Source organism: Streptomyces sp. NPDC018019 (assembly GCF_044327805.1).
Lineage (GTDB): Bacteria > Actinomycetota > Actinomycetes > Streptomycetales > Streptomycetaceae > Streptomyces.
In genome coordinates this window covers 91,319-110,042 of the sequence record NZ_JBIRGD010000013.1, presented here as the reverse complement: position 1 = coordinate 110,042, position 18,724 = coordinate 91,319, and the positions used below count along the sequence as shown (strand labels likewise).

General features: G+C 75.0%; 15 protein-coding genes. 5 read left to right on the top strand and 10 right to left on the bottom strand.

All coding sequences use genetic code 11. From position 1 onward, the window contains the following. Positions 1 to 12: 12 nt before the first annotated feature. On the bottom strand, positions 13 to 1,959 hold the full coding sequence (locus ACH4FX_RS21960; RefSeq protein ID WP_398481365.1) for an exo-alpha-sialidase: 1,947 nt from the start codon (positions 1,957 to 1,959) through the stop codon (positions 13 to 15). Between the two features lie 185 nt (positions 1,960 to 2,144). Then, positions 2,145 to 3,086, bottom strand: a complete 942-nt coding sequence (locus ACH4FX_RS21955; protein WP_398481364.1) for a zinc-binding alcohol dehydrogenase family protein — start codon at positions 3,084 to 3,086, stop codon at positions 2,145 to 2,147. Between the two features lie 155 nt (positions 3,087 to 3,241). On the opposite strand from ACH4FX_RS21955, the gene ACH4FX_RS21950 reads away from it, so the two are divergent. After that, the gene (locus tag ACH4FX_RS21950; RefSeq protein ID WP_398481362.1) at positions 3,242 to 3,706 is read left to right on the top strand and encodes a MarR family winged helix-turn-helix transcriptional regulator; all 465 of its coding nucleotides are present in this window, start codon (positions 3,242 to 3,244) and stop codon (positions 3,704 to 3,706) included. Positions 3,707 to 3,742: 36 nt separating this feature from the next. Here the strand turns inward: ACH4FX_RS21950 and fdhD are convergent, their stop codons facing one another. Genes fdhD through ACH4FX_RS21935 form a run of 3 tightly spaced genes read right to left on the bottom strand, consistent with a single transcriptional unit; the run spans position 3,743 to position 5,285 of the window. After that, complete coding sequence (gene fdhD / locus ACH4FX_RS21945) at positions 3,743 to 4,597, bottom strand: formate dehydrogenase accessory sulfurtransferase FdhD (protein ID WP_398481360.1); 855 nt, start codon at positions 4,595 to 4,597, stop codon at positions 3,743 to 3,745. Further along, positions 4,543 to 5,031, bottom strand: a complete 489-nt coding sequence (locus ACH4FX_RS21940) for a hypothetical protein (RefSeq protein WP_398481642.1) — start codon at positions 5,029 to 5,031, stop codon at positions 4,543 to 4,545. The genes fdhD and ACH4FX_RS21940 overlap by 55 nt, the downstream gene beginning before the upstream one ends. Then, positions 4,974 to 5,285 (bottom strand): hypothetical protein, encoded by a 312-nt coding sequence (locus tag ACH4FX_RS21935; protein WP_398481658.1) that lies wholly within the window; start codon positions 5,283 to 5,285, stop codon positions 4,974 to 4,976. The genes ACH4FX_RS21940 and ACH4FX_RS21935 overlap by 58 nt, the downstream gene beginning before the upstream one ends. Positions 5,286 to 6,034: 749 nt before the next feature. Between ACH4FX_RS21935 and ACH4FX_RS21930 the strand changes: the two genes are divergently transcribed. Further along, complete coding sequence (locus tag ACH4FX_RS21930) at positions 6,035 to 6,712, top strand: GntR family transcriptional regulator (RefSeq protein ID WP_398481359.1); 678 nt, start codon at positions 6,035 to 6,037, stop codon at positions 6,710 to 6,712. Between the two features lie 79 nt (positions 6,713 to 6,791). Here the strand turns inward: ACH4FX_RS21930 and ACH4FX_RS21925 are convergent, their stop codons facing one another. Then, entirely contained in the window at positions 6,792 to 7,601 is an 810-nt protein-coding gene (locus tag ACH4FX_RS21925; protein WP_398481357.1) for a hypothetical protein, read from the bottom strand. A 384-nt stretch (positions 7,602 to 7,985) separates the two neighbouring features. Here ACH4FX_RS21925 and ACH4FX_RS21920 point away from each other — a divergent pair, with 384 nt between their 5' ends. Beyond that, on the top strand, positions 7,986 to 8,873 hold the full coding sequence (locus ACH4FX_RS21920; RefSeq protein ID WP_398481355.1) for a siderophore-interacting protein: 888 nt from the start codon (positions 7,986 to 7,988) through the stop codon (positions 8,871 to 8,873). A 55-nt stretch (positions 8,874 to 8,928) separates the two neighbouring features. Here ACH4FX_RS21920 and ACH4FX_RS21915 read toward each other — a convergent pair whose 3' ends face one another. Then, positions 8,929 to 12,303: an ATP-binding protein gene (locus tag ACH4FX_RS21915; protein ID WP_398481353.1), complete on the bottom strand. Its 3,375-nt coding sequence runs from the start codon at positions 12,301 to 12,303 to the stop codon at positions 8,929 to 8,931. Positions 12,304 to 12,561: 258 nt separating this feature from the next. On the opposite strand from ACH4FX_RS21915, the gene ACH4FX_RS21910 reads away from it, so the two are divergent. Together ACH4FX_RS21910 and ACH4FX_RS21905 are read left to right on the top strand one after the other, a co-directional pair. Continuing rightward, complete coding sequence (locus ACH4FX_RS21910; protein WP_398481352.1) at positions 12,562 to 12,951, top strand: chorismate mutase; 390 nt, start codon at positions 12,562 to 12,564, stop codon at positions 12,949 to 12,951. A gap of 195 nt (positions 12,952 to 13,146) precedes the next feature. Further along, entirely contained in the window at positions 13,147 to 13,794 is a 648-nt protein-coding gene (locus ACH4FX_RS21905; RefSeq protein ID WP_398481350.1) for a hypothetical protein, read from the top strand. A 38-nt stretch (positions 13,795 to 13,832) separates the two neighbouring features. Here ACH4FX_RS21905 and ACH4FX_RS21900 read toward each other — a convergent pair whose 3' ends face one another. The 3 genes from ACH4FX_RS21900 to frc form a co-directional block, all read right to left on the bottom strand. Continuing rightward, positions 13,833 to 15,212, bottom strand: a complete 1,380-nt coding sequence (locus ACH4FX_RS21900; protein WP_398481348.1) for an OFA family MFS transporter — start codon at positions 15,210 to 15,212, stop codon at positions 13,833 to 13,835. Between the two features lie 118 nt (positions 15,213 to 15,330). Continuing rightward, positions 15,331 to 17,460 carry an acetate--CoA ligase family protein gene (locus ACH4FX_RS21895; RefSeq protein ID WP_398481346.1) on the bottom strand — a complete coding sequence of 710 codons (2,130 nt, stop codon included), beginning with the start codon at positions 17,458 to 17,460 and terminating at the stop codon, positions 15,331 to 15,333. Beyond that, complete coding sequence (gene frc, locus ACH4FX_RS21890; RefSeq protein WP_398481344.1) at positions 17,460 to 18,716, bottom strand: formyl-CoA transferase; 1,257 nt, start codon at positions 18,714 to 18,716, stop codon at positions 17,460 to 17,462. The genes ACH4FX_RS21895 and frc overlap by 1 nt, the downstream gene beginning before the upstream one ends. Positions 18,717 to 18,724 lie beyond the last annotated feature (8 nt).

Genomic DNA, 18,724 nt, shown 5'->3' with positions numbered 1-18,724 from the left:
GCGGCCCCGCTCCTACTCGTCGTCCACGTCGTCCAAGGGCAGATTCAGCACGACCGGCCCCTTGTCGCGCCCGTTCCCCTCGCGTACCCGGGCCAGCTCGCCGTCGCTCAGCGCCCGTCCGTAGACGCGTACTTCGTCCAGGGCGCCGGTCAGGTGGGCGCGGCTGTCCACCTTCTGGCCCGCGTGGACGCCGAAGACCGAGTTGCGGCTCACGGAGCCGGGGACGTCGGGGACCGTGCGGTTTTCGGTGCCGTCGACGCCGAGCGTCAGCCGGCCGCCGGTGCGCCGCAGGGCCAGGTGGTGCCACCGGCCGTCGTTGTACGGGGCGGTGGTGGCGACCTCGGCGGTGGCGGCCGGCCGGGCGCCGTCGAGCGCGGTGACGAAGGCGCTGATCCGGCCGCGCGCCGGGTCGCCGCGCAGGGCCACCTGCGGGCTGCGGACGCCCACCCCGCCCATCCACAGGAACGGCTGTTCGCCGGAGGCGGCGCGGTAGCGGAACCACAGGCTGCATGTGAAGTCCCCGCTGCCCAGGGGGAGCGAGCGGCGGAAGGGCAGCCGGACGGCGTCGTCCCGGCCGTCGAAGGCGAGGGCGGCGCCGAAGCGGCCCGGCACCGGACGGGCGCCGCCCAGGACCAGGGCGGGCCGGGCGTGCCGCCCGCGGTCGGGGGTCGTCGGGTCGGGGCCCCGGCGCGGCCCGAGCCAGGCGTCGGTGAAGCGGGCGAAGCGGATCTCGTCGCGGGCGTCGGCCACCCCGCCCTCGTAGAGCAGACCGGTCAGGCCGGGGGAGACGGCCACCAGGTCCGAGTAGCCGGACCAGTCGGCGGTGACCCGGGCGCCCCGGTCCACGCCTTCCCAGGTGCGGCCCTCGTCGTAGGAGGAGCGGAGGGTCATGGTGCGGCGGCGGTCGGGGTCGGCGGGCGCGGCGAACAGGGTACGGGCGGGCGCGCCGGCGGGCCGGGCGGGCAGTCGCAGGACCGAGCCCTGCACCATCGGCGCGTACAGGCCGGGCAGCGTGCGGAAGGGGCGGGCGAAGGATTCCCCGCCGTCGTGGCTGACGGCGGCCGTGCGGTGGCCGAGGTCGGTGCCGTCCTGCTCGCGCCCGTTGACGTACACCGAGCCGTCGGAACGTTCCAGCAGGCTCATCTCGGACGGCTTCTGCCGGAACGTGCCGTCGGCGGCGGTCGGATAGCTGTCCACGGCGCCGGCCCGCCAGCTGTCGCCGCCGTCGTCGCTCAGCATCAGCGCCGCGTGGTTGGCGGTTATCCGGCCGCCCGCGTAGCTCTCGGCGTTGACGGTGAAGACCAGCCGCCCGGCGTGCCGCCCGCGGGCGAGCTGGATGCCGTGCACGGGGCCGGTCGCGTACCAGGAGTTCCAGCCGGCGGGCCGGAGTTCGGCGGTCAGGTCGCGCGGAGCCGACCAGGTGGCGCCGTCGTCGTCGCTGTACTGGAGGTGCGGGGTGCGGTCGCAGGGCACGTCGCAGTTCCCGGCGTCGGGGCGGCCCTTGTTGTAGGTCTCGGCGAGCAGAATGCGGCCGGTTCGGCGGTCGACGACGGGGGCCGGGTTGCCGTGGGTGTCACCGCCGCCCTCGTTGACGACCTGGAGGGGACCCCACGTACGGCCGCCGTCGGTGGAGCGTTTGAGGACGAGGTCTATGTCGCCGGCGTCGCCGCAGGTGCGCACCCGGCCCTCGGCGAAGGCCAGCAGGGTGCCGCGGGCGGACCGGACGATCGCCGGGATGCGGAAGCACGCGTAGCCGTGTTCCTGGGACGCCTTGAACAGCACCTGCTGGTCGAAGCCGGTGGATGGGGCCGCAGCGGTGGTGGGGTCGGCCTGGGCAGTGGCCACCGGGACCAGGACGGTGGCCGCGGCGGCGAGCGCGGTCAGCGCGCGGCGCCGCGGCCGGGGCCCGTTGGCGGGTCTGCCGCGGTGGTTGTCACGGGTGCGGAACGGTGACGTCATGGTCCGACCTGCCCTTCGGGGCGTAGACGGGGCATCGGCGGCGTACGCAGAACGTCCTACCTCCGCGCGGTGCGCAGGAAGCTACTGGGCTCCCGGCACCGCCACAAGCCACGCGCGGCGGTTCTTCGCACCCGGCCGGATTTCCGCCCGTCCGGAGGAGGCGGGGCATGTCTGTACGGGGCGGGTCAGGGAATCAGCATGACCTTGCCCAGGTTGCCGCGCGCCTCGATGATCTCGTGTGCCCTGGCGGCCTCCGCCAGCGGGATCCGCGCGTGGACGACGGCCCGCAGCCGGCCGGCGAGGAAGTGTTCCCACAGCTCGGCGCCGTGCCGCGCGTACCGCTCCGGACGGGTGGCCGCGAACCGCGCCATGGTCAGCCCGGTGACCGTCTTCGAGCCCGCGAGCAGGTCGTGGGCCGGGACGGTGCCGCCGCCCGAGTTGAAGAACACCAGTCGCCCGCCGGGGGCGAGGGCGGCCACCGCGCGCGGCAGGAGGTCCCCGCCGACGCCGTCGAGGACGATGTCGGCGGGCGCGCCCCAGGACGCGTCCCCGTACGTGACGACCTCGTCGGCGCCGAGCCCGTACAGGAAGTCCGCTTTGGCGACGGAGCTGACGGCCGCCACCACCCGTGGCACACCGCGCAGCTTGGCGAGCTGCACCGCGAGGTGCCCGGTGGCACTGGCCGCACCGGTGATCAGGACCGATTCCGCACCGGCGGGCGCGGCGGTGGCCAGCGCGGCGAGCGCGACCTGGCCGCCGCGGACCAGCGCGACGGCGTCCTCGCCGGTCGCGCCGTCCGGTATCCGGGAGGCGAGCGCGGCGGGCACGGTGGCCGCTTCGGCGTACGAGCCGGTGAAGGAGAGTCCGGTGACCCGGTCGCCGGCCGTGAAGCCGGTGACGTCCGGGCCCAGCCCCACGACCTCACCGGCCACTTCGCCGCCGAGGACGGCGGGCAGCGGCACACCGCCGCCCGCGCCGTCACCGCGCGTCCGGCGTACGGACGGCAGGCTCACGCCGATGGCCTCGGTACGGACGAGCAGCTCGCCGGGTCCCGGCTCGGGCACCTCGGCCTCCTCCGGCCGCAGGACTTCCGGACCGCCGTAGGAATGGAAGCGGACGCGTCGCACGGGTACCTCCGGGACGTGGGGCGCGGCGTCGCCGGACGCGCGCAGGGGACGGGGGACCGAACGGCCGGGGCAGCGGGCGACCACGGAACCGTTGGGTGGCCCAACGATAACAGAACCGTTGGGTGCGCCAATGGATTTACGGATAGGCTGGTGCCATGGCAGAGACCCCTTACGCGCCGTCCCGTATCCGCGCCCTCCCCAGCTGGCTGCTCGGCCGGGCCGCCGCCCGGGGACACCGCCTCGTCGCCGAGGCGCTGGCCGAGGAGGGGATGCGGATGATGCACCACGCGGTGCTGTCGGCCGTCGGCGAACTGGGGCCGGTCTCCCAGGCCGAGCTGGGCCGGAGCGTGGGCATCGACCCCAAGGACATGGTCGCGGTCCTCAACGACCTCCAGGCCGACGGACTGGTGACCCGTACCCCCGACCCCAGGGACCGGCGCAAGAACGCCATCGAGATCTCCGCCGCCGGGGAGCGCCGGCTGCGCCGTACGGAGCGGCTGGGCGACCGCGCCAACGACGAACTGACCGCGGGTCTCACCCCCGCCGAACGCGAGCAGCTGATGGCGCTGCTGGCGCGGGTGGTGGACCCGGGGGAGCGGCCGGGGCCGGACGCGGCCTGACGGCCCGCGCCGGCCGGCGGCCCGCCCCCGGCCCGGTCAGGCCCGGCCCGCGACCGCACCCAGCGCCAGCCGCTCCTCGCCCGCGTACACGTTCATCGAGGTGCCCCGCAGGAAGCCCACCAGCGTCAGGCCGCTCTCGGCGGCCAGGTCCACGGCGAGGGAGGACGGCGCGGAGACCGCGGCCAGGGCCGGGATGCCCGCCATGACCGCCTTCTGGACGAGTTCGAACGACGCCCGTCCGGAGACCATCAGGATGGTGTCGCGCAGCGGCAGCCGCCCGTCCTGGAGGGCGCGGCCGACGACCTTGTCGACGGCGTTGTGCCGGCCCACGTCCTCGCGTACGTCGAGGAGTTCGCCGTCGGTGCCGAAGAGCCCGGCGGCGTGCAGCCCGCCGGTCCGGTCGAACACGCGCTGCGCGGCCCGCAGCCGCCCGGGGAGGGCGGCCAGCGTCGCGGGGGTGATACGGGCCGCGGCCTCGGCGGGCGGGTCCGGGCGCCAGCGGGCGGCCGTGCGGACCGCGTCCAGGCTGGCCTTGCCGCACAGCCCGCAGGACGACGTCGTGTAGACGTTGCGCTCCAGGGTGATGTCCGGGACGGCAACGCCGGGCGCGAGCTGCACGTCCACGACGTTGTACGTGTTCGAGCCGTCCTCGGTCGCGCCCGCGCAGTACACGATGTTCGCCAGCTCCCCGGCGTCGCCGAGCACGCCCTCGCTCACGAGGAAGCCTGCGGCCAGCGCGAAGTCGTCGCCCGGCGTGCGCATCGTGATGGCGAGCGGCTTGCCGCCGAGGCGGATCTCCAGCGGCTCCTCGCCGACGAGGGTGTCCGGGCGCGTGCTCACGGCTCCGTCGCGGATGCGGATGACGCGGCGCCGCTCGGTGACCCGTCCCATGTCTGATCAGTCCCGTCCGTCCCTGGTGTGCCGGCCCGTGGTGGCGGGTCGGCCTCGGCCGTTCCATTGTCCGGTACGGGCCCGGCCGCCGGTCCGGGCCCCCGGGCCCCCGGGCCCCCGGGCCCCGGGGCCCCCGGCAGGGCACGGCCGCCGAACGCGCCCTCGTCCGCCTCCGCCCACAGCGCGTCCAGGTCCGCCTGGTGCACCGTCCGCCAGTCCGGTCCGCGCAGGACCAGCACGTCGCCGAGGCGGCGGCCGAGCTCCATCACCGACATGCCGACGGGGCCGCGGGCCGCGTCGTACGCGGCGGCCACCTCGGACCAGTCACCGGCGGCCGCGCAGGCCGCCTCCAGGGCGACGGCGTCCTGAAGGGCCTTCACCGCTCCGCTGCCGGTGTGCGGGCGGGCGACCGTGGCCGCGTCACCGGCGAGCAGCAGCCGGCCCGCGGCGTAGTGGGGCGCCGAGAAGTCGTACGGCGGCTGGATGAACAGAACAGTTCCTCGGGCCGGGTCAGCTGGAACAGGCCGCCCCGGTACGGCGGCAGGAGCTCGCCGGTGACCTGCGCGAAGGAGGCGTGCAGCGGGCCGCCGAGGGTGCCGGGCGGCAGGCTGGTCGGGGTGTCCAGGCCGAGGTCCGGCCCCGGGGGCGGGGCGGTGTAGAGCACCCGGTTGACGCGGTGGCCGCCCATGCCGTCCGGGATGCGGTAGACGACGGCGTGGCCGCCGGGGAAGACGGCGAAGACGCAGTCCTCGACCGGCCACGCCCCGGCCGGGCGGCGGGGAACGCGCCGCGCCAGGCGAGGTACCCGGCGTACACGGGCCGTACGCCGGGTAAGGCGGCGGCGCGGACCACCGAACGGTAGCCGTCCGCGCCGACGACCAGGTCGGCGTGGTGCGTGCTGCCGTCCTCCAGGTGCACCGCGGCGCCGTCGGGCGACGTCTCGACCGTACGGACCGGACCGGCCCCGCGGAACTCGGCGGTCGCGGGCATCCGGTCGCGCAGTTCGCGCCAGAGCGGCCCCCAGTCCCGCGTAGCGGGCGTCGTGCACGGCCAGGCCGGCGCCGCGGTCGGCCAGGCGGCCGGCGGCGCGTTCGTGGACCGTGATGCGCGTGGCGCCGCCCCGGTGTGCGGCGAGTGCGGCGGCGCATCCGGCGATGCTCCCGCCCACGACGGCGACCGTTCCTCCGCGCATCGGGGCCTGGCCCTCCCCGCGGTCCGGTGGGTGGCGGTCCGCGCTGGTCCGAGGTGCTTCAAGCGTACGTATTCTCGCAGGAGTTGCCGCTGTCCGGGGGGAGCGATGACCGGGCGGGGCGCGGGCGGTGGACGGCCTGCGCGCAGACGGCGGTGCTCGGTAGACTGTAGACGATAACCAATCGGCCGCCCGGCCGGCCGCGCCCTCGCGCGCCGTCCCGGTCGCGTCCACGGAGGGGTATCTCGATGCTGTCCACAGGGCTGCCGCAGGGCACCGTGCCGAAGCTGGAACGCCCCGGCCCGCTGCGCGAGCGCGTCTACGAAGCGCTCCTCGAACTGATCACCACCCGCGCGCTGCGCCCCGGCCAGCACTTGGTCGAGAGCGAGTTGGCGGGCCACCTCGGTGTGTCCCGGCAGCCGGTCCGCGAGGCGTTGCAGCGGCTCAACACGGAGGGCTGGGTCGATCTGCGCCCCGCGCAGGGCGCGTTCGTGCACGAGCCCACCGAGGAGGAGGCCGACCAACTGCTCACCGTGCGCACCCTCCTGGAGGCGGAGGCCGCCCGGCTCGCCGCCGCCAACGCCGGGTCGGGCGGCATCGCGGAGCTGGAAGCGCTGTGCGACCAGGGCGAGCAGGCGGTGCGGGACGACGCGGTGGAGACCGCGGTCGCCACGAACGCGGAGTTCCACGCCAAGGTGATGGAGCTGGCCGGCAACACGGTGCTCGCCGACCTGGCGGCGCAGGTCGGGCGACGGGTGCGCTGGTACCACACCCCCGTCGCCCGGCAGCGCGGTCAGCGGTCCTGGGACGAGCACCGTGAGCTGATCGCGGCGATCGCCGACCGGGACGAGGCGCGGGCGACCGCGGTCATGCGGGCCCACACGGAACACACCCGGCGTACGTACCACGAGCGCGCCAGGGGCTGACCGCCGCGCGGCGGTCAGCCCCGGTGTCCGGCGGCCGGTCCCCGGGTCCGGCGGTCAGCCCCGGTGTCCGGCGGGCCGCTCAGTCGGCCGTGATGGCGTTGATCGGGTCCATCGCCACGTCGTTCTGCCGGGCGGGTGCCTGGGCCGGGGAGGCGCCGGCCGACGGGCGCTGCGCCGTCCCGGACGCCTGGCCGTGGGCGGTGCCGGACCCCGGCGCCGGGCTGCCGGCCTGCTTGGTGCCGAGCGTCGCCGTGCCGTCCGCGTCGAACACCCGCTGGCCCACGGTGAACGGCGACTGCCCGCGGAAGGCGCCGCGGAAGGCACCGACGCCGCGGTCGGTCAGGGTGAAGGCCAGCCGGGCACGCACCTGCCCGCCGCCCACCTTGACCCGGTTCGGGTCCACCCGGAACGCCAGGAAGTCGGTGCGACGCGCCTTGGAGGCGCCGACGTGGCCGGTGAGACGCGAGGTGGCGAGGTCGCCCCGCAGCGCGTCGACCTTGAGGTGGCGGTTGTCCTTGCGCACGAAGTCGAAGCCGCCCTTGAAGTCGAGGTGCCCGGAGGTGAAGCGGGGGCTGAAGGCACCGCCGGAGATCGGCGTGGTCACACAGCGGCGTTCGGCCGGTCCGGTGACCTTCGCGGGGGCGAGCGCCGCCAGACGGATGCCGGACTTGGCGAGCGCGCGGGTGGCGCCGGGGGTGAGGCAGAAGTCGGCGGTGCCGGTCCCCACCCGCACCGTCGCCTCCCGCGGGTCCTGGGGAGTGGTGGCGCGCGCGGGCCCGGAGGCGGTCGCGGGGGAGGCGATGAGGGCGGTTCCGGCGCCCAGGGTGGCGGCGAGGGCCAGGGCGCTCGCGGAGGCGATGGGCAGCAGTCGGCAGCGGTCCGTGGGCATGGTGGTGTGTTCCGTTCTCGTGCGGCACCGTCCGCGGCCGGCGGCACCGGACGCGGACGGTACGGGCTCTTCCTGTCAGCAGACGTATTGACGGGGGAGCGCCCGGAGTGACGGTCACGGGAGCGAATCACCCGGATAGCCCGGCCGCGGCGGGGGCGTACCCGCGCGTGGGGTGCGAGCGGGCCGGGTGCCGGGGTGACGGACCGGGGGTGCGGGACGGCGCCCGGATCACATGCGTACGGCTCGTGCAGGCGAGCTGTAGGCGGCGTGTCGGCGGCGGCTGCGACGGTCGGGTCCGTCCCGCACGGCGCGCCGGGGTCCCCGCCGCCGTGTCCCTCGCGCCACGGCCGGCACCGGCCGTTGGCCCCTGCTCACGGAGACGCGATGCAACCGCAGCCTTCCCCGTCCGCGCCCCTGCCGGTCCGGTACCTCCGGGTCACCGCGGTCCGGCGGCTCTCACCGCGCATGGTCCGCGTCACCTTCGGCGGCCCGGACCTCGCCGGCTTCCGCCTCGACGCGCCGGACCAGCAGGTGAAGCTGTACTTCCCCAAGCCCGGGCGGACCGTTCCGCGGCTCCCCGAGCCGCCCGCCGACGGCGACCTGATGCGGTGGTACGCGGCGTACCACGCCCTCCCCGAGGACGAGCGGCCGTGGATGCGCAGCTACACCGTCCGCGCGCACCACCCGGAGGACGGCACGATCGACATCGACTTCGTGCTGCACGGTGCGGGGCCGGAGCGCGGTCCGGCGACCGCCTGGGCGGACCGCGCCGCGCCCGGGGACACGCTCGGCATGTTCGGCCCCTCGGCGTACTTCGCCCGGCCGGTCCCCCTCGGTACGGCCGACTGGACGCTGCTCGCCGGGGACGAGACCGCGCTGCCCGCCATCGGCACCCTCGCCGAGTGGCTGCCCGAAGGCGCCCGCGCGGTGGCGTACATCGAGGTGGCGGACGCGGCGGAGGAACAGACCTTCGCCACCCGCGGTGACCTGACCGTGCACTGGCTGCACCGCGGCCGGCGCGCTGCCGGGCCCGGCGAGCTGCTCGTCGAGGCGGTGCGCGGGGCGAACTTCCCCGCCGGTCCGGTCTTCGCCTGGCTCGCCGGAGAGGCGGGCGCGGTGCGCGCGCTGCGCCGGCACCTGGTCCGGGACCGCGGCCTGGACAAGCGGTCCGTCGACTTCACCGGCTACTGGCGCCGGGCGCTGTCCCAGGACGACGCGCCGACGGAGGAGGACCGGGCCGAGGCGCGGGAGCGGCTGGCGGACGCACAGTAGGCACGAGGGCACCGGTACACGAAGGCACCGGTGCCCGCGATGGTCGGACAGCCGGTCAGATCAGGGCGGCGGCCTCCTTCACCGAGAGACCGCCGCCCTCGCCATACGCCCTCTCGTACGCGTCGGCCGCCAGCACCGCGCGCACCGCCGCCTCGGCCCGCCGCCGTACCAGGGCCTCCGCCACGGGCGGCAGCGGCTGGAGGCCGAACCCTTCGGACGTGGACGCGTGCCGGTCGTACGCGCCCAGCAGGCGCGCCCCCGTCCCGGCGGCACCCAGACCGGCCAGCGCCCAGGCAGCACACAGGAACTGATGGGTGATCAGGTGCGGACCCACCAGGTGCGCTAGACTGCCGAGCTGCCGGACGGCCCGGCGCACGTGCTCACGTGCCCGGGCGAACTCGCCGTCGAGGCAGTCCAGCCAGCCGTACAGCCCCGTCACCAGGCCGGTGAAGAGAGCCGGCGTGCCGGTGGTGAACGCCTGCTCGGCCTCGCGCAGCTGCTCGCGCGCGAGGCCGGTGCGCCCGGTCCGGCCGTAGTGCCGGGCCAGCAGCAGCCGAGCCGTGCTCAGCGTCTCGCCGGCGGAGGCCCGGGATTCCGCCACGGCCTCCAGCAGCAGTTGCTCGGCCTCCTGGACACGGGGCGAACGGTGCGCGTCGGCTGCCACGGTGCCTTCCTCCGCATCGGCCGCACCGTATGTCCCTTCCAGCCGTACGGACGCCAGCCGCGCCTTGAACTCGGGCACTTGCGCGTGTGCCCCGATCCGTGCGGAAGACTCCATGGCACGCGCGAAGTCCGCGTCCGCCTGTGCGTACTGCCCACGGCGCTCGTACGTGTCGCCGCGCGCGGACAGGGATTCGGCGATGCCCCACAGGTCCCCGGCCGCCTCGAAGAGCGCCAGAGCCTCCTCGGCGTCGCGCGCCGACCGGTCCAGCCCGGCGGGCCGGTTGCCGAGCAGCTTGGTCCGCAGCAGCAGCGCCAGGCCCAGGTCCCAGCCGTCGCCCAGCTCGCGGCAGTGCCGTACGACGGCGGCGACGGTCTCGTCGAGCCCCGCGAACCCGCCGGTCATCAGCCGGGCGAAGAACCACATGACGCCCGGCTGCCGTGCGGTCTGCGGCAGCCCCGGACGGTACGCGGCCACGACCGCCTCCGGACGCACCGGGCCGGACGGCCCGGCCTGCTCACCGCTGCTCGCCAGCACCAGCAGCCGCACCCCGCGCCGGGCCTCCCACAGCCGCTCCCCGGACCACGGCGGCGGCACCGCCGTACACCGGTCCGCCAGCGGCTCGGCGGTCCGTAGGGGAGGGGCGAACGGGTCGGGGCCGAGGGCGGCGACGGCGGCGGCCCAGTGCCGGGCGTCCGCCTGGCGGTTGCGCAGCTGCCAGAACCAGCTCATGGACAGCGCCAGGCACAGCGCCTCCTGCTCCTCGGCCCGGCCGACCGCCGTGCGCAGCGCGGCCCGCACGTTGTCGTGCTCGGTCTCCAGGCGCTCCAGCCACTCCGCCTGGCCCGGCCCGCGCAGCCCGGAATCGCCGGTACGGGCCAGTTCCCGGTACGCCGTCAGGTGCCGCAGCTCCACGGACGCCCGCTCCCCGGACTCCGTCAGCCGCTCCCCGGCGTACTCGGCGACCGTCTCCAGCAGCCGGTAGCGCATGCCGCGCGGGCTCTCCGGTACGGCGGTGACCAGCGACTTGTCGACAAGAGAAGTGAGCGCGTCCAGGACGTCGGCGGGGGAGCGGGGGCCGTCGGCCGGGGCCGGGGCGGCGCACACGTGCTCCGCCTCCGCCGCTTCGCAACCCCCGGCGAAGACGGACAGCCGGCGCAGTACCGCCCGCTCGTCCGCGGTGAGCAGGTCCCACGACCAGTCCACCACCGCACGCAGCGTCTGCTGCCGGGGCAGCGCCGTCCGGCTGCCGCCGCTCAGCAGCCGGAACCGGTCGTCCAGCCGCGCCGCGATCTGCCGCGGGGTCAGCGCCCGCAGCCGCGCCGCCGCCAGCTCGATCGCGAGCGGCAGCCCGTCGAGCCGGCGGCAGATCTCCGCGCACGCGGCCGGATCGTCCTCCGTACGGAACCCGGGGCGCGCGGCGGCACCCCGCTCGGCCAGCAGCCGGAGCGCGGTCCGCGGCGGCAGCGGCTCGACGGGACGCACCGACTCGCCCGGCACGCCGAGCGGTTCGCGGCTGGTGGCCAGCACCGTCACGCCGGGACAGCCGGCCAGTACGGCGTGCGCCAGCCCGGCCGCCGCGTCGATCACGTGCTCGCAGTTGTCCAGCACCAGCAGCAGCCGCCGCGGTCCGCAGTGCTCCACCACCTGGGCGAGCGGTGCCGGAGGGCCGCCGGGCGTACGCAGCTCGTCGGCGCCGGGGCCCCGTACCTGCGTCGGATGCCCGCCGAGCGCGGTCAGGACGGCTTCGGGCACGCTCGCCGCGTCCCGTACGGAGGCCAGCTCGGCGACCCGTACGCCGTCGGGCCACCGGTCGGAGTGCGCACCGGCCGCGTCGGCGGCCTCCAGGGCGAGCCGGGTCTTTCCGACGCCGCCAGTGCCGAGCAGGGTGACCAGTCGCTGTGTGCACAACGCTTCGCCCAGCACGGCGAGTTCCCCGGAGCGGCCGACGAAGGAGGTGAGGCGTGCGCGGAGCTGCGCGGGTGGTGAAGGGGCCGGTGCGGCGGTGCGGGGCGCCGGGGCCGGTTCCGCGGTCCCGGCCAGCAGCTGCGCGTGCAGGGCGCGCAGTTCGGCGCCCGGGTCGGTGCCCAGGCGCTCGGCGAGCCCGGCGCGTACCTCCTCACAGGCCTGCAACGCCTCGGCCTGCCGCCCGGCCGCCCACAGCGCCCGGACACGCAGTGCCTGCAAGGGCTCGTCCAGCGGCTCCGCCGCGGCCAGCGCCGCCAGCTCGGCCAGCGTGTCGGCCGCCCGGCCGCACGCCACCTCGGCCGCCAGCCGGGCGCGGCGGGCCTCACCGTGCCGCCGTTCGGCCCGGACGGCGAGCGGGTCGCCGTCCCGGTCCGGCAGATCCGCCAGCGCGGGACCGTGCCACAGCGCCAGCGCCTCGTCCAGCAGGCGGGCGGCGGTCGCCGGGTCGCCGGCGCGCAGCGCCGCGGTGCCCTCCGCCGTCAGCCGCTCGAAGCGGAAGAGGTCGATGGCGTCCGGCTCGGCCGCCAGCGCGTACCCGCCGGGCGACGAGGCCACCGCGGGCCCGCCGAGCGCCCGGCGCAGGCGGCCCACCAGGGCCTGGAGGGCGGCCGGGGCATCGGCGGGCGGCTCCGCCCCCTCGCCCCACACCTGGGCGATCAGTTGTCCCGCCGGTACCGGCCGGCCGCCGCCGGCCGCCAGTGCCACCAGCAGCGCACGCAGCCGCGCACCCTTCAGAGGCACCTCGGTGCCGTCGGGGCGGCGTGCCTGCGCGGTGCCGAGAACGCGGTAGCGGTAGATCACCGGCCCATTCTCCCCGGACCGCCGCGCACCGCCGACCCGCGCCGTGTGCCCGGTGCCGCGGCACCGGGGCCGCTGTGTCGTCGGAGAGGAGAAAGCGGTGGGCACTCCCGGCCGTACTTCTCCCGCCCGGACGACCGCTGCCTCTGCGCAGCCTGCGCGTGCCGCGCGGTTAAGCCGTACGCCCGTGGCCGGGTAGTGTGCACAGGATCAGCACTGCCCGACCGGGGCGACCGGTACGACCAGATTGGCGAGACGTACATGAGCGAGGGGACCGCACCACTGGCGGGCGACGCAACCTCCGTCGCCGACGAGGAGGCCCGCGAACGCCTGATCTACCTGCGCGGCAGCATCGACAACCTGGATGCCGCACTGGTGCACCTGCTCGCCGAGCGGTTCAAGTGCACCCAGCAGGTCGGCGAACTCAAGGCCCGCCACCACCTCCCGCCCGCCGACCCGGCCCGCGAGGCCACCCAGATCGCCCGCCTGCGCAAACTGGCCGAGGACGCCAGACTCGATCCGGCGTTCGCCGAGAAATTCCTGAATTTCATCATCGGCGAGGTCGTGCGGCACCACAAGGCCATCGCGCAGCAGGGAACGCCCGGGCCGGAGGAGGCTCCCGAGGTGTCCGTCCCGGCCGCCGAACACTGACCGGGCCGCCGGTGGCCGGGGCGGCAGCGGCCACGGCTTCGGCGGCCGGTGCGCCGGCGAACAAGAATTCCCGTACCACCCCGTACAACCCTCCCGGGCGATCAGCGGTCTCCCTCATCGTCACGGTCCGTCACGGCATGATTGCCCTGCCGATACCGTGCGCGTACCGACGCCCTGTCCCGTACTGGGGGAGCCATGCACCGCACCACCGTCACCGCCGCCGTCGCGGTCCTCTGTCTCGGGCTCGCCGCCTGCCAGCCCTCGGGGAGCGCCGACGGCAGCGGCGGCTCGCCCACGAAGGCCGCGCCGGAGCCGAGCGTGGCGACGGAGACCACCCCGGGCCCCGCGCCGGCCCGTACGGCCACGCTGCCCGACCTGGTGGGCAAGGGCCTGCAGAGCGCGCAGGACGCCGCGCAGGCGGCCGGTTTCCGGCTGCTGCGCAGCCACGACGCGCTCGGCCGCGGGCGCATGCAGGCGCTCGACCGCAACTGGAAGGTCTGTACGCAGACCCCCGGCCCCGGCGCCGCGGACACCCGCACCACGGTGGATTTCGGGGCGGTGAAGCTGTCGGAGACCTGCCCCGACAAGGATGCCGGAGCCGGGTCGGGCACCTCCGTCGCCCCCGGGTCGGCCATGCCCGACCTCCGGGACAAGTCGGTGAAGGTGGCCCGGCGCGCTTTCGACATCGGTACCAGCATCACCGTGAAGGATGCGTCGGGACGCGGCCGGATGGTGCTCGTGGAATCCAACTGGAAGGTGTGCCGCCAGGACCCGGCGGCGGGCACGAAACTGGACGGGCAGCCGGTGACGCTGGAAGCGGTGAAATTCCAGGAGAATTGCTGAGGGGCAGGAAAACACAAGGGGAGGGGATGCGGGCATCTTCAGGCCATCCCCTTCGCCCGGCCGCCCACGGCCATTCCTTTCCCCGTCGGCCGTCGCAGCAGCAGTGACAGGGCCGCCGCCAGCAGCCCCACGCACCCCGCCACCGCGTACGCGCCCTCGTACCCCCACGCCGCGACCACCGAGGCGCCGATGCCGCCGCCCAGGAGGCCGGAGACGAGCTTCGAGCTGTAGACGAGGCCGTAGTTCGACGCGTTGTTGTTCTCGCCGAAGTAGTCCGGGACGAGGGCCGCGAAAAGCGGGAAGAACGCGCCGCCGCCGAAGCCGGACAGAAAGGCGAAGATGAGGAACAGGGGCTGGTTGGCGCTTTCGCCCGCCCACAGGACGCCGAATTGCGCCAGCCCGAGGACCAGGCACACGTACGTCAGGGTCGGCCGCCGCCCCAGCCGGTCGGAGAGCCAGCCGACCACGCCCCGGCCGGTGCCGTTGACCACCGACATGAGTCCCATGGAGGACGCCGCCACCAGCGGTCCGAAGCCGGCCTCCTTGGCGAACGGCACCTGGAAGGAGATCCCGAAGATCGAGACACCGGCGGTGCACAGCAGGCAGACCCACATCAGCGGCAGCATGCCCGTACGGACGGCCTCGCGCGGAGTGAACTGGGCCGCCGCGGGCGGGTTCCTGCGCAGCGCGATGAGCGTACGGGCGTCGCGCGGCGCGGACAGCGGATCGACGTGCGCGGGCCACCAGTTCTTCGGCGGGTCCTTGAAGAAGAGGCCCGCCACTCCGGTCAGCAGCAGGACGTACAGGCCGACCAGGTCGAGGACGGCCTGGTAGTCGCCGGTGTCGAAACCGTAGGAGAACAGGAAGATGAAGGGCACGGCGCCGTACGCGAACCCGCCGTTGACGAAGCCGGTCTTGCCGCCGCGCCGTTCCGGATACCACTTGCCGACCATGTTGATGCAGGTCGCGTAGACCAGGCCGGCGCCGGTGCCGCCCAGCACGCCGAACCCGGCGATCGCCCACCAGATGCCGGGGGAGTGGCTCAGGCTCAGGAACCCCACCAGCGACAGTACGGACCCGCAGAGCATCGCGGCGCGGCTGCTGAGCAGTCCCTTCTCGCGCAGCCTGCCCGCGGGGAAGGCCACCGCCGCCTGGAAGAAGACCCAGACGCTGAGCAGCCAGAACGTGCCGGTGTGCGTCCAGTGGTGGGCCGTGGCGAGGGTGGATTCGGCGGCTCCGAAGGCGTACTCGAAGATGCTGATGCCGAGCATCGCGATCCAGGGCAGCAGCACCATGGTCCACCGCGGACGGCCGAGCAGCTGCCGGTCCGTCTCGCCGATGCGGTAGATCCGTCCGTGTGCGTCGCGGACGTCGGTGACCGCGGAGCCGCCCGTGCGCCGGACGTCGTGAGTCGTCACCTCGTATCGCCTCCCGGCTGAGGGGGACCCCCGGTTGAGGGGGAAGGGATGGAGGAGCTGGACCGAGCTGTTGCGGTGCCGCGGCGGTGCCGGGCCTCCGGACGTGCGGGGTCGCCGGTCACAGCAGGCCCGCGGCCCGCGCCCACCGGTACTTCGCCCCCAGCGCCGCCACCGGCCACTCCGTCGTGTACGGGTACGCCACCACGCCCCGCTCGAAGAGGTACGCGCTCGCCTCCTCCACCTCGGTGTCCCCGGCCAGCGACGCCACCACCGGTTTCTCGACGCCCGCCGCCCGGAACTCGGCCACCACCCGCGCCACCAGCTCGGCGAAGACCATGGGCGGGGTGACGACGGTGTGCCAGTAACCGAGGACCAGCGCGTGGACGCGCGGGTCCCGCATACCGAGGCGGATGGTGGCCTCGTACGTGGCGGGCGGTTCGCCGCCGGTGATGTCCACGGGGTTGCCGGCGGCCCCGAAGGGCGGGATGAAGCGCCGGAAGGCGGCGTCCAGGTCGTCGGGGACGGCCATCAGGTGCAGCCCGTGGTCGACGGTCGCGTCCGAGAGGAGGACGCCGGAGCCGCCCGCCCCGGTGATGATGAGGACGTTCTCGCCGCGCGGCGTCGGCAGCACCGGCAGGGCGCGGGCGTATTCGAGCATCTCGTGGAGGCCCGGCGCCCGGATGATGCCCGCCTGCCGCAGGATGTCGTCGTAGACCGCGTCGTCACCGGCCAGCGCGCCCGTGTGCGACCCGGCCGCCTTCGCGCCCGCGCCGGTCCGCCCGGCCTTCAGCACCACGACGGGCTTCTCGGGCACGGTCTCCCGCGCGGCGGCCACGAACGCCCGGCCGTCCTTCAGGTCCTCCAGGTGCATCGCGATGACCCTGGTGTGCGGGTCGGCGCCGAAGTACGTGAGCAGGTCGTCCTCGTCCACGTCGGCCTTGTTGCCGAGCCCGACGATCGCCGAGACGCCGGTGCGGGTGGCGCGCGCGAAGCCCAGGACGGCCATGCCGATGCCGCCGGACTGGGAGGTCAGCGCGACCGGTCCGGTGACGTCGTACGGGGTGCAGAACGTGGCGCACAGCCGCTGCCAGGGGGAGTAGTAGCCGTAGATGTTCGGGCCGAGCAGCCGGGTCCCGTACTTCTCGGCGATGGTCACCAGCCGTTCCTGGAGGGCGTGTTCGCCGGTCTCGGCGAAGCCGGAGGGGATCAGTACGGCGTTGGGGATGCCCTTGCGTCCCGCCTCCTCCAGGGCCGCGGGCACCAGCTGGGCCGGAATGGCGAAGACCGCCACATCGGCGCCGTCCGGCACATCCGCCACGGACCGGTACGCCGTCCGGCCGAGGATGACACCGCCCTTCGGGTTCACGGGGTGGACCGCGCCGCCGAAGCCGCCGTCGAGCAGGTTGCGCAGCACCGCATGGCCGATCTTCCCCGGTTCGCCGGAAGCGCCGACGACGACCACCGAGCGCGGTCGCATCAGCCGCTCCATCGAGGCGAGGATCTCCTCCCTGGTGTACCGGCGGCGCTCCGGGGGAGGCCCGTCGCCGAGCACGATGCGTACGTCGGCGGCCAGCACCCCGTCCGGTGAGGCGAACACCGGGTTCAGGTCCACCTCGGCGATCTCGGGGAAGTCGGCGGCCAGCCGGGACACCCGGACGATCAGGTCGGCGAGCGCCGCCCGGTCCACGGCCGGTCCGCCGCGGACGCCGCGCAGTACCTCGGCCGCCCGGACGCCGTCCAGCATGGATTCGGCGTCCGCCGCCGAGGCCGGCGCGAGGCGGAAGGTGACGTCCTTGAGGACCTCCACCAGCACCCCGCCGAGCCCGAACGCGACGACCTTCCCGAACGTCGGGTCGGTGACCGCGCCGACCAGCACCTCCAGCCCCTCCGGCACCATCTGCTGCACCTGTACGCCCTCGACGCGGGCCTCCGGGGCGTATGCGACGGCGTTCCGTACGACCTCCGCGTACGCGTCCCGCACTTCGGCGGCCGAGGACAGCCCCACCCGCACACCGCCCGCGTCCGTCTTGTGCGGGATGTCCGGCGAGACGATCTTCAGCGCGACCGGGCCGCCGATCCGGGCGGCGAGCGCCACCGCCTCGGCCGCCGAGCCCGCCAGCCCCTCGGCCGGGGTGGGAATGCCGTACGCGTCCGCGAGCACCCTGCCCTCGGGGGCCGTCAGCGTGGTCCGCCCGGCCGCCCGCGCGGCCCGCAGCACGGCCGCCGGGTCCCTGTTCCGGTCCGTCATCAGATGACTCCGTCCGCCCTGAGCAGCCGTAATTCCTCGTCGTCGAGCCCCAGTTCGTCCCCGTACACCTCGTCGTTGTGCTCGCCGAGCAGCGGTGAGCGGTCGATCTCGACGGGGGAGTCGGACAGCTTCAGCGGCGATCCGACGGTGGTGAACGTGCCGCGCCGCGGATGCCGGACCCGCACGATCATGCCGTCGGCGGCCAGCGACGCGTCCTCGGCGAGCTCCTTGGTGGACAGCACCGGACCGCACGGGATGCCGTGCGCGGTCAGCCGCTCCAGCACCGTCCACTTGGGCAGCGTGCTGCTCCACTCCTCGATGAGCTGGAACATCTTCGCCAGCTTCGGCAGCCGCGCGGCCGGTGTCGCCCACTCGGGGTCCGCGGCCAGCTCCGGCCGCCCGATCAGCTCCGTGAGCGGCTGCCAGCCGGCCGGCTGCACGATGACGTACACGTAGTCGTTGGGCCCGCCGGGCGCGCACCGCACCGCCCAGCCCGGCTGCCCGCCGCCGCTCGCGTTCCCGCTGCGCGGCACCGTGTCCCCGAAGTCGTCGTTCGGGTACTCCGGCAGCGGACCGCGCTCCAGGCGCTGCTGGTCGCGGAGCTTGACCCGGCAGAGGTTCAGTACGGCGTGCTGCATCGCGACCTGGACGCGCTGCCCGCGGCCGGTGTGTTCGCGCTGGTAGAGCGCGGCGAGGATGCCGGCGACGCAGTGCACGCCGGTCCCCGAGTCGCCGATCTGCGCGCCGGTCGCCAGTGGCGGCCCGTCCGCGAACCCGGTGGTGGACATCGCCCCGCCCATCGCCTGCGCGACGACCTCGTACGCCTTGAACCGGGTGTACGGGCCCTCGCCGAAACCCTTGATCGACGCGTACACGATGCGCGGGTTGATCTCCCGGACGCGCTCCCAGGGAAAGCCCATCCGGTCCACGGCACCCGGCCCGAAGTTCTCCACCAGCACGTCCGAGCGGCGGATCAGCTCGGTCAGCAGCTGCTTGCCGCGGTCGGTCTTGGTGTTCAGGGTGATGCTGCGCTTGTTGCAGTTGAGCATCGTGAAGTAGAGGGAGTCCACGTCCGGGATGTCGCGCAGCTGGCCGCGGGTGACGTCGCCGGTGACCGCCTCCAGCTTGACGACGTCCGCGCCGAGCCAGGCGAGCAGCTGGGTGGCGGACGGCCCCGACTGCACATGTGTCATGTCCAGCACCCGGACGCCGCTGAGCGCCTTGGCGCCCGGCCCGTTCTTTTGAGCGGTACGCATCAGCGGCT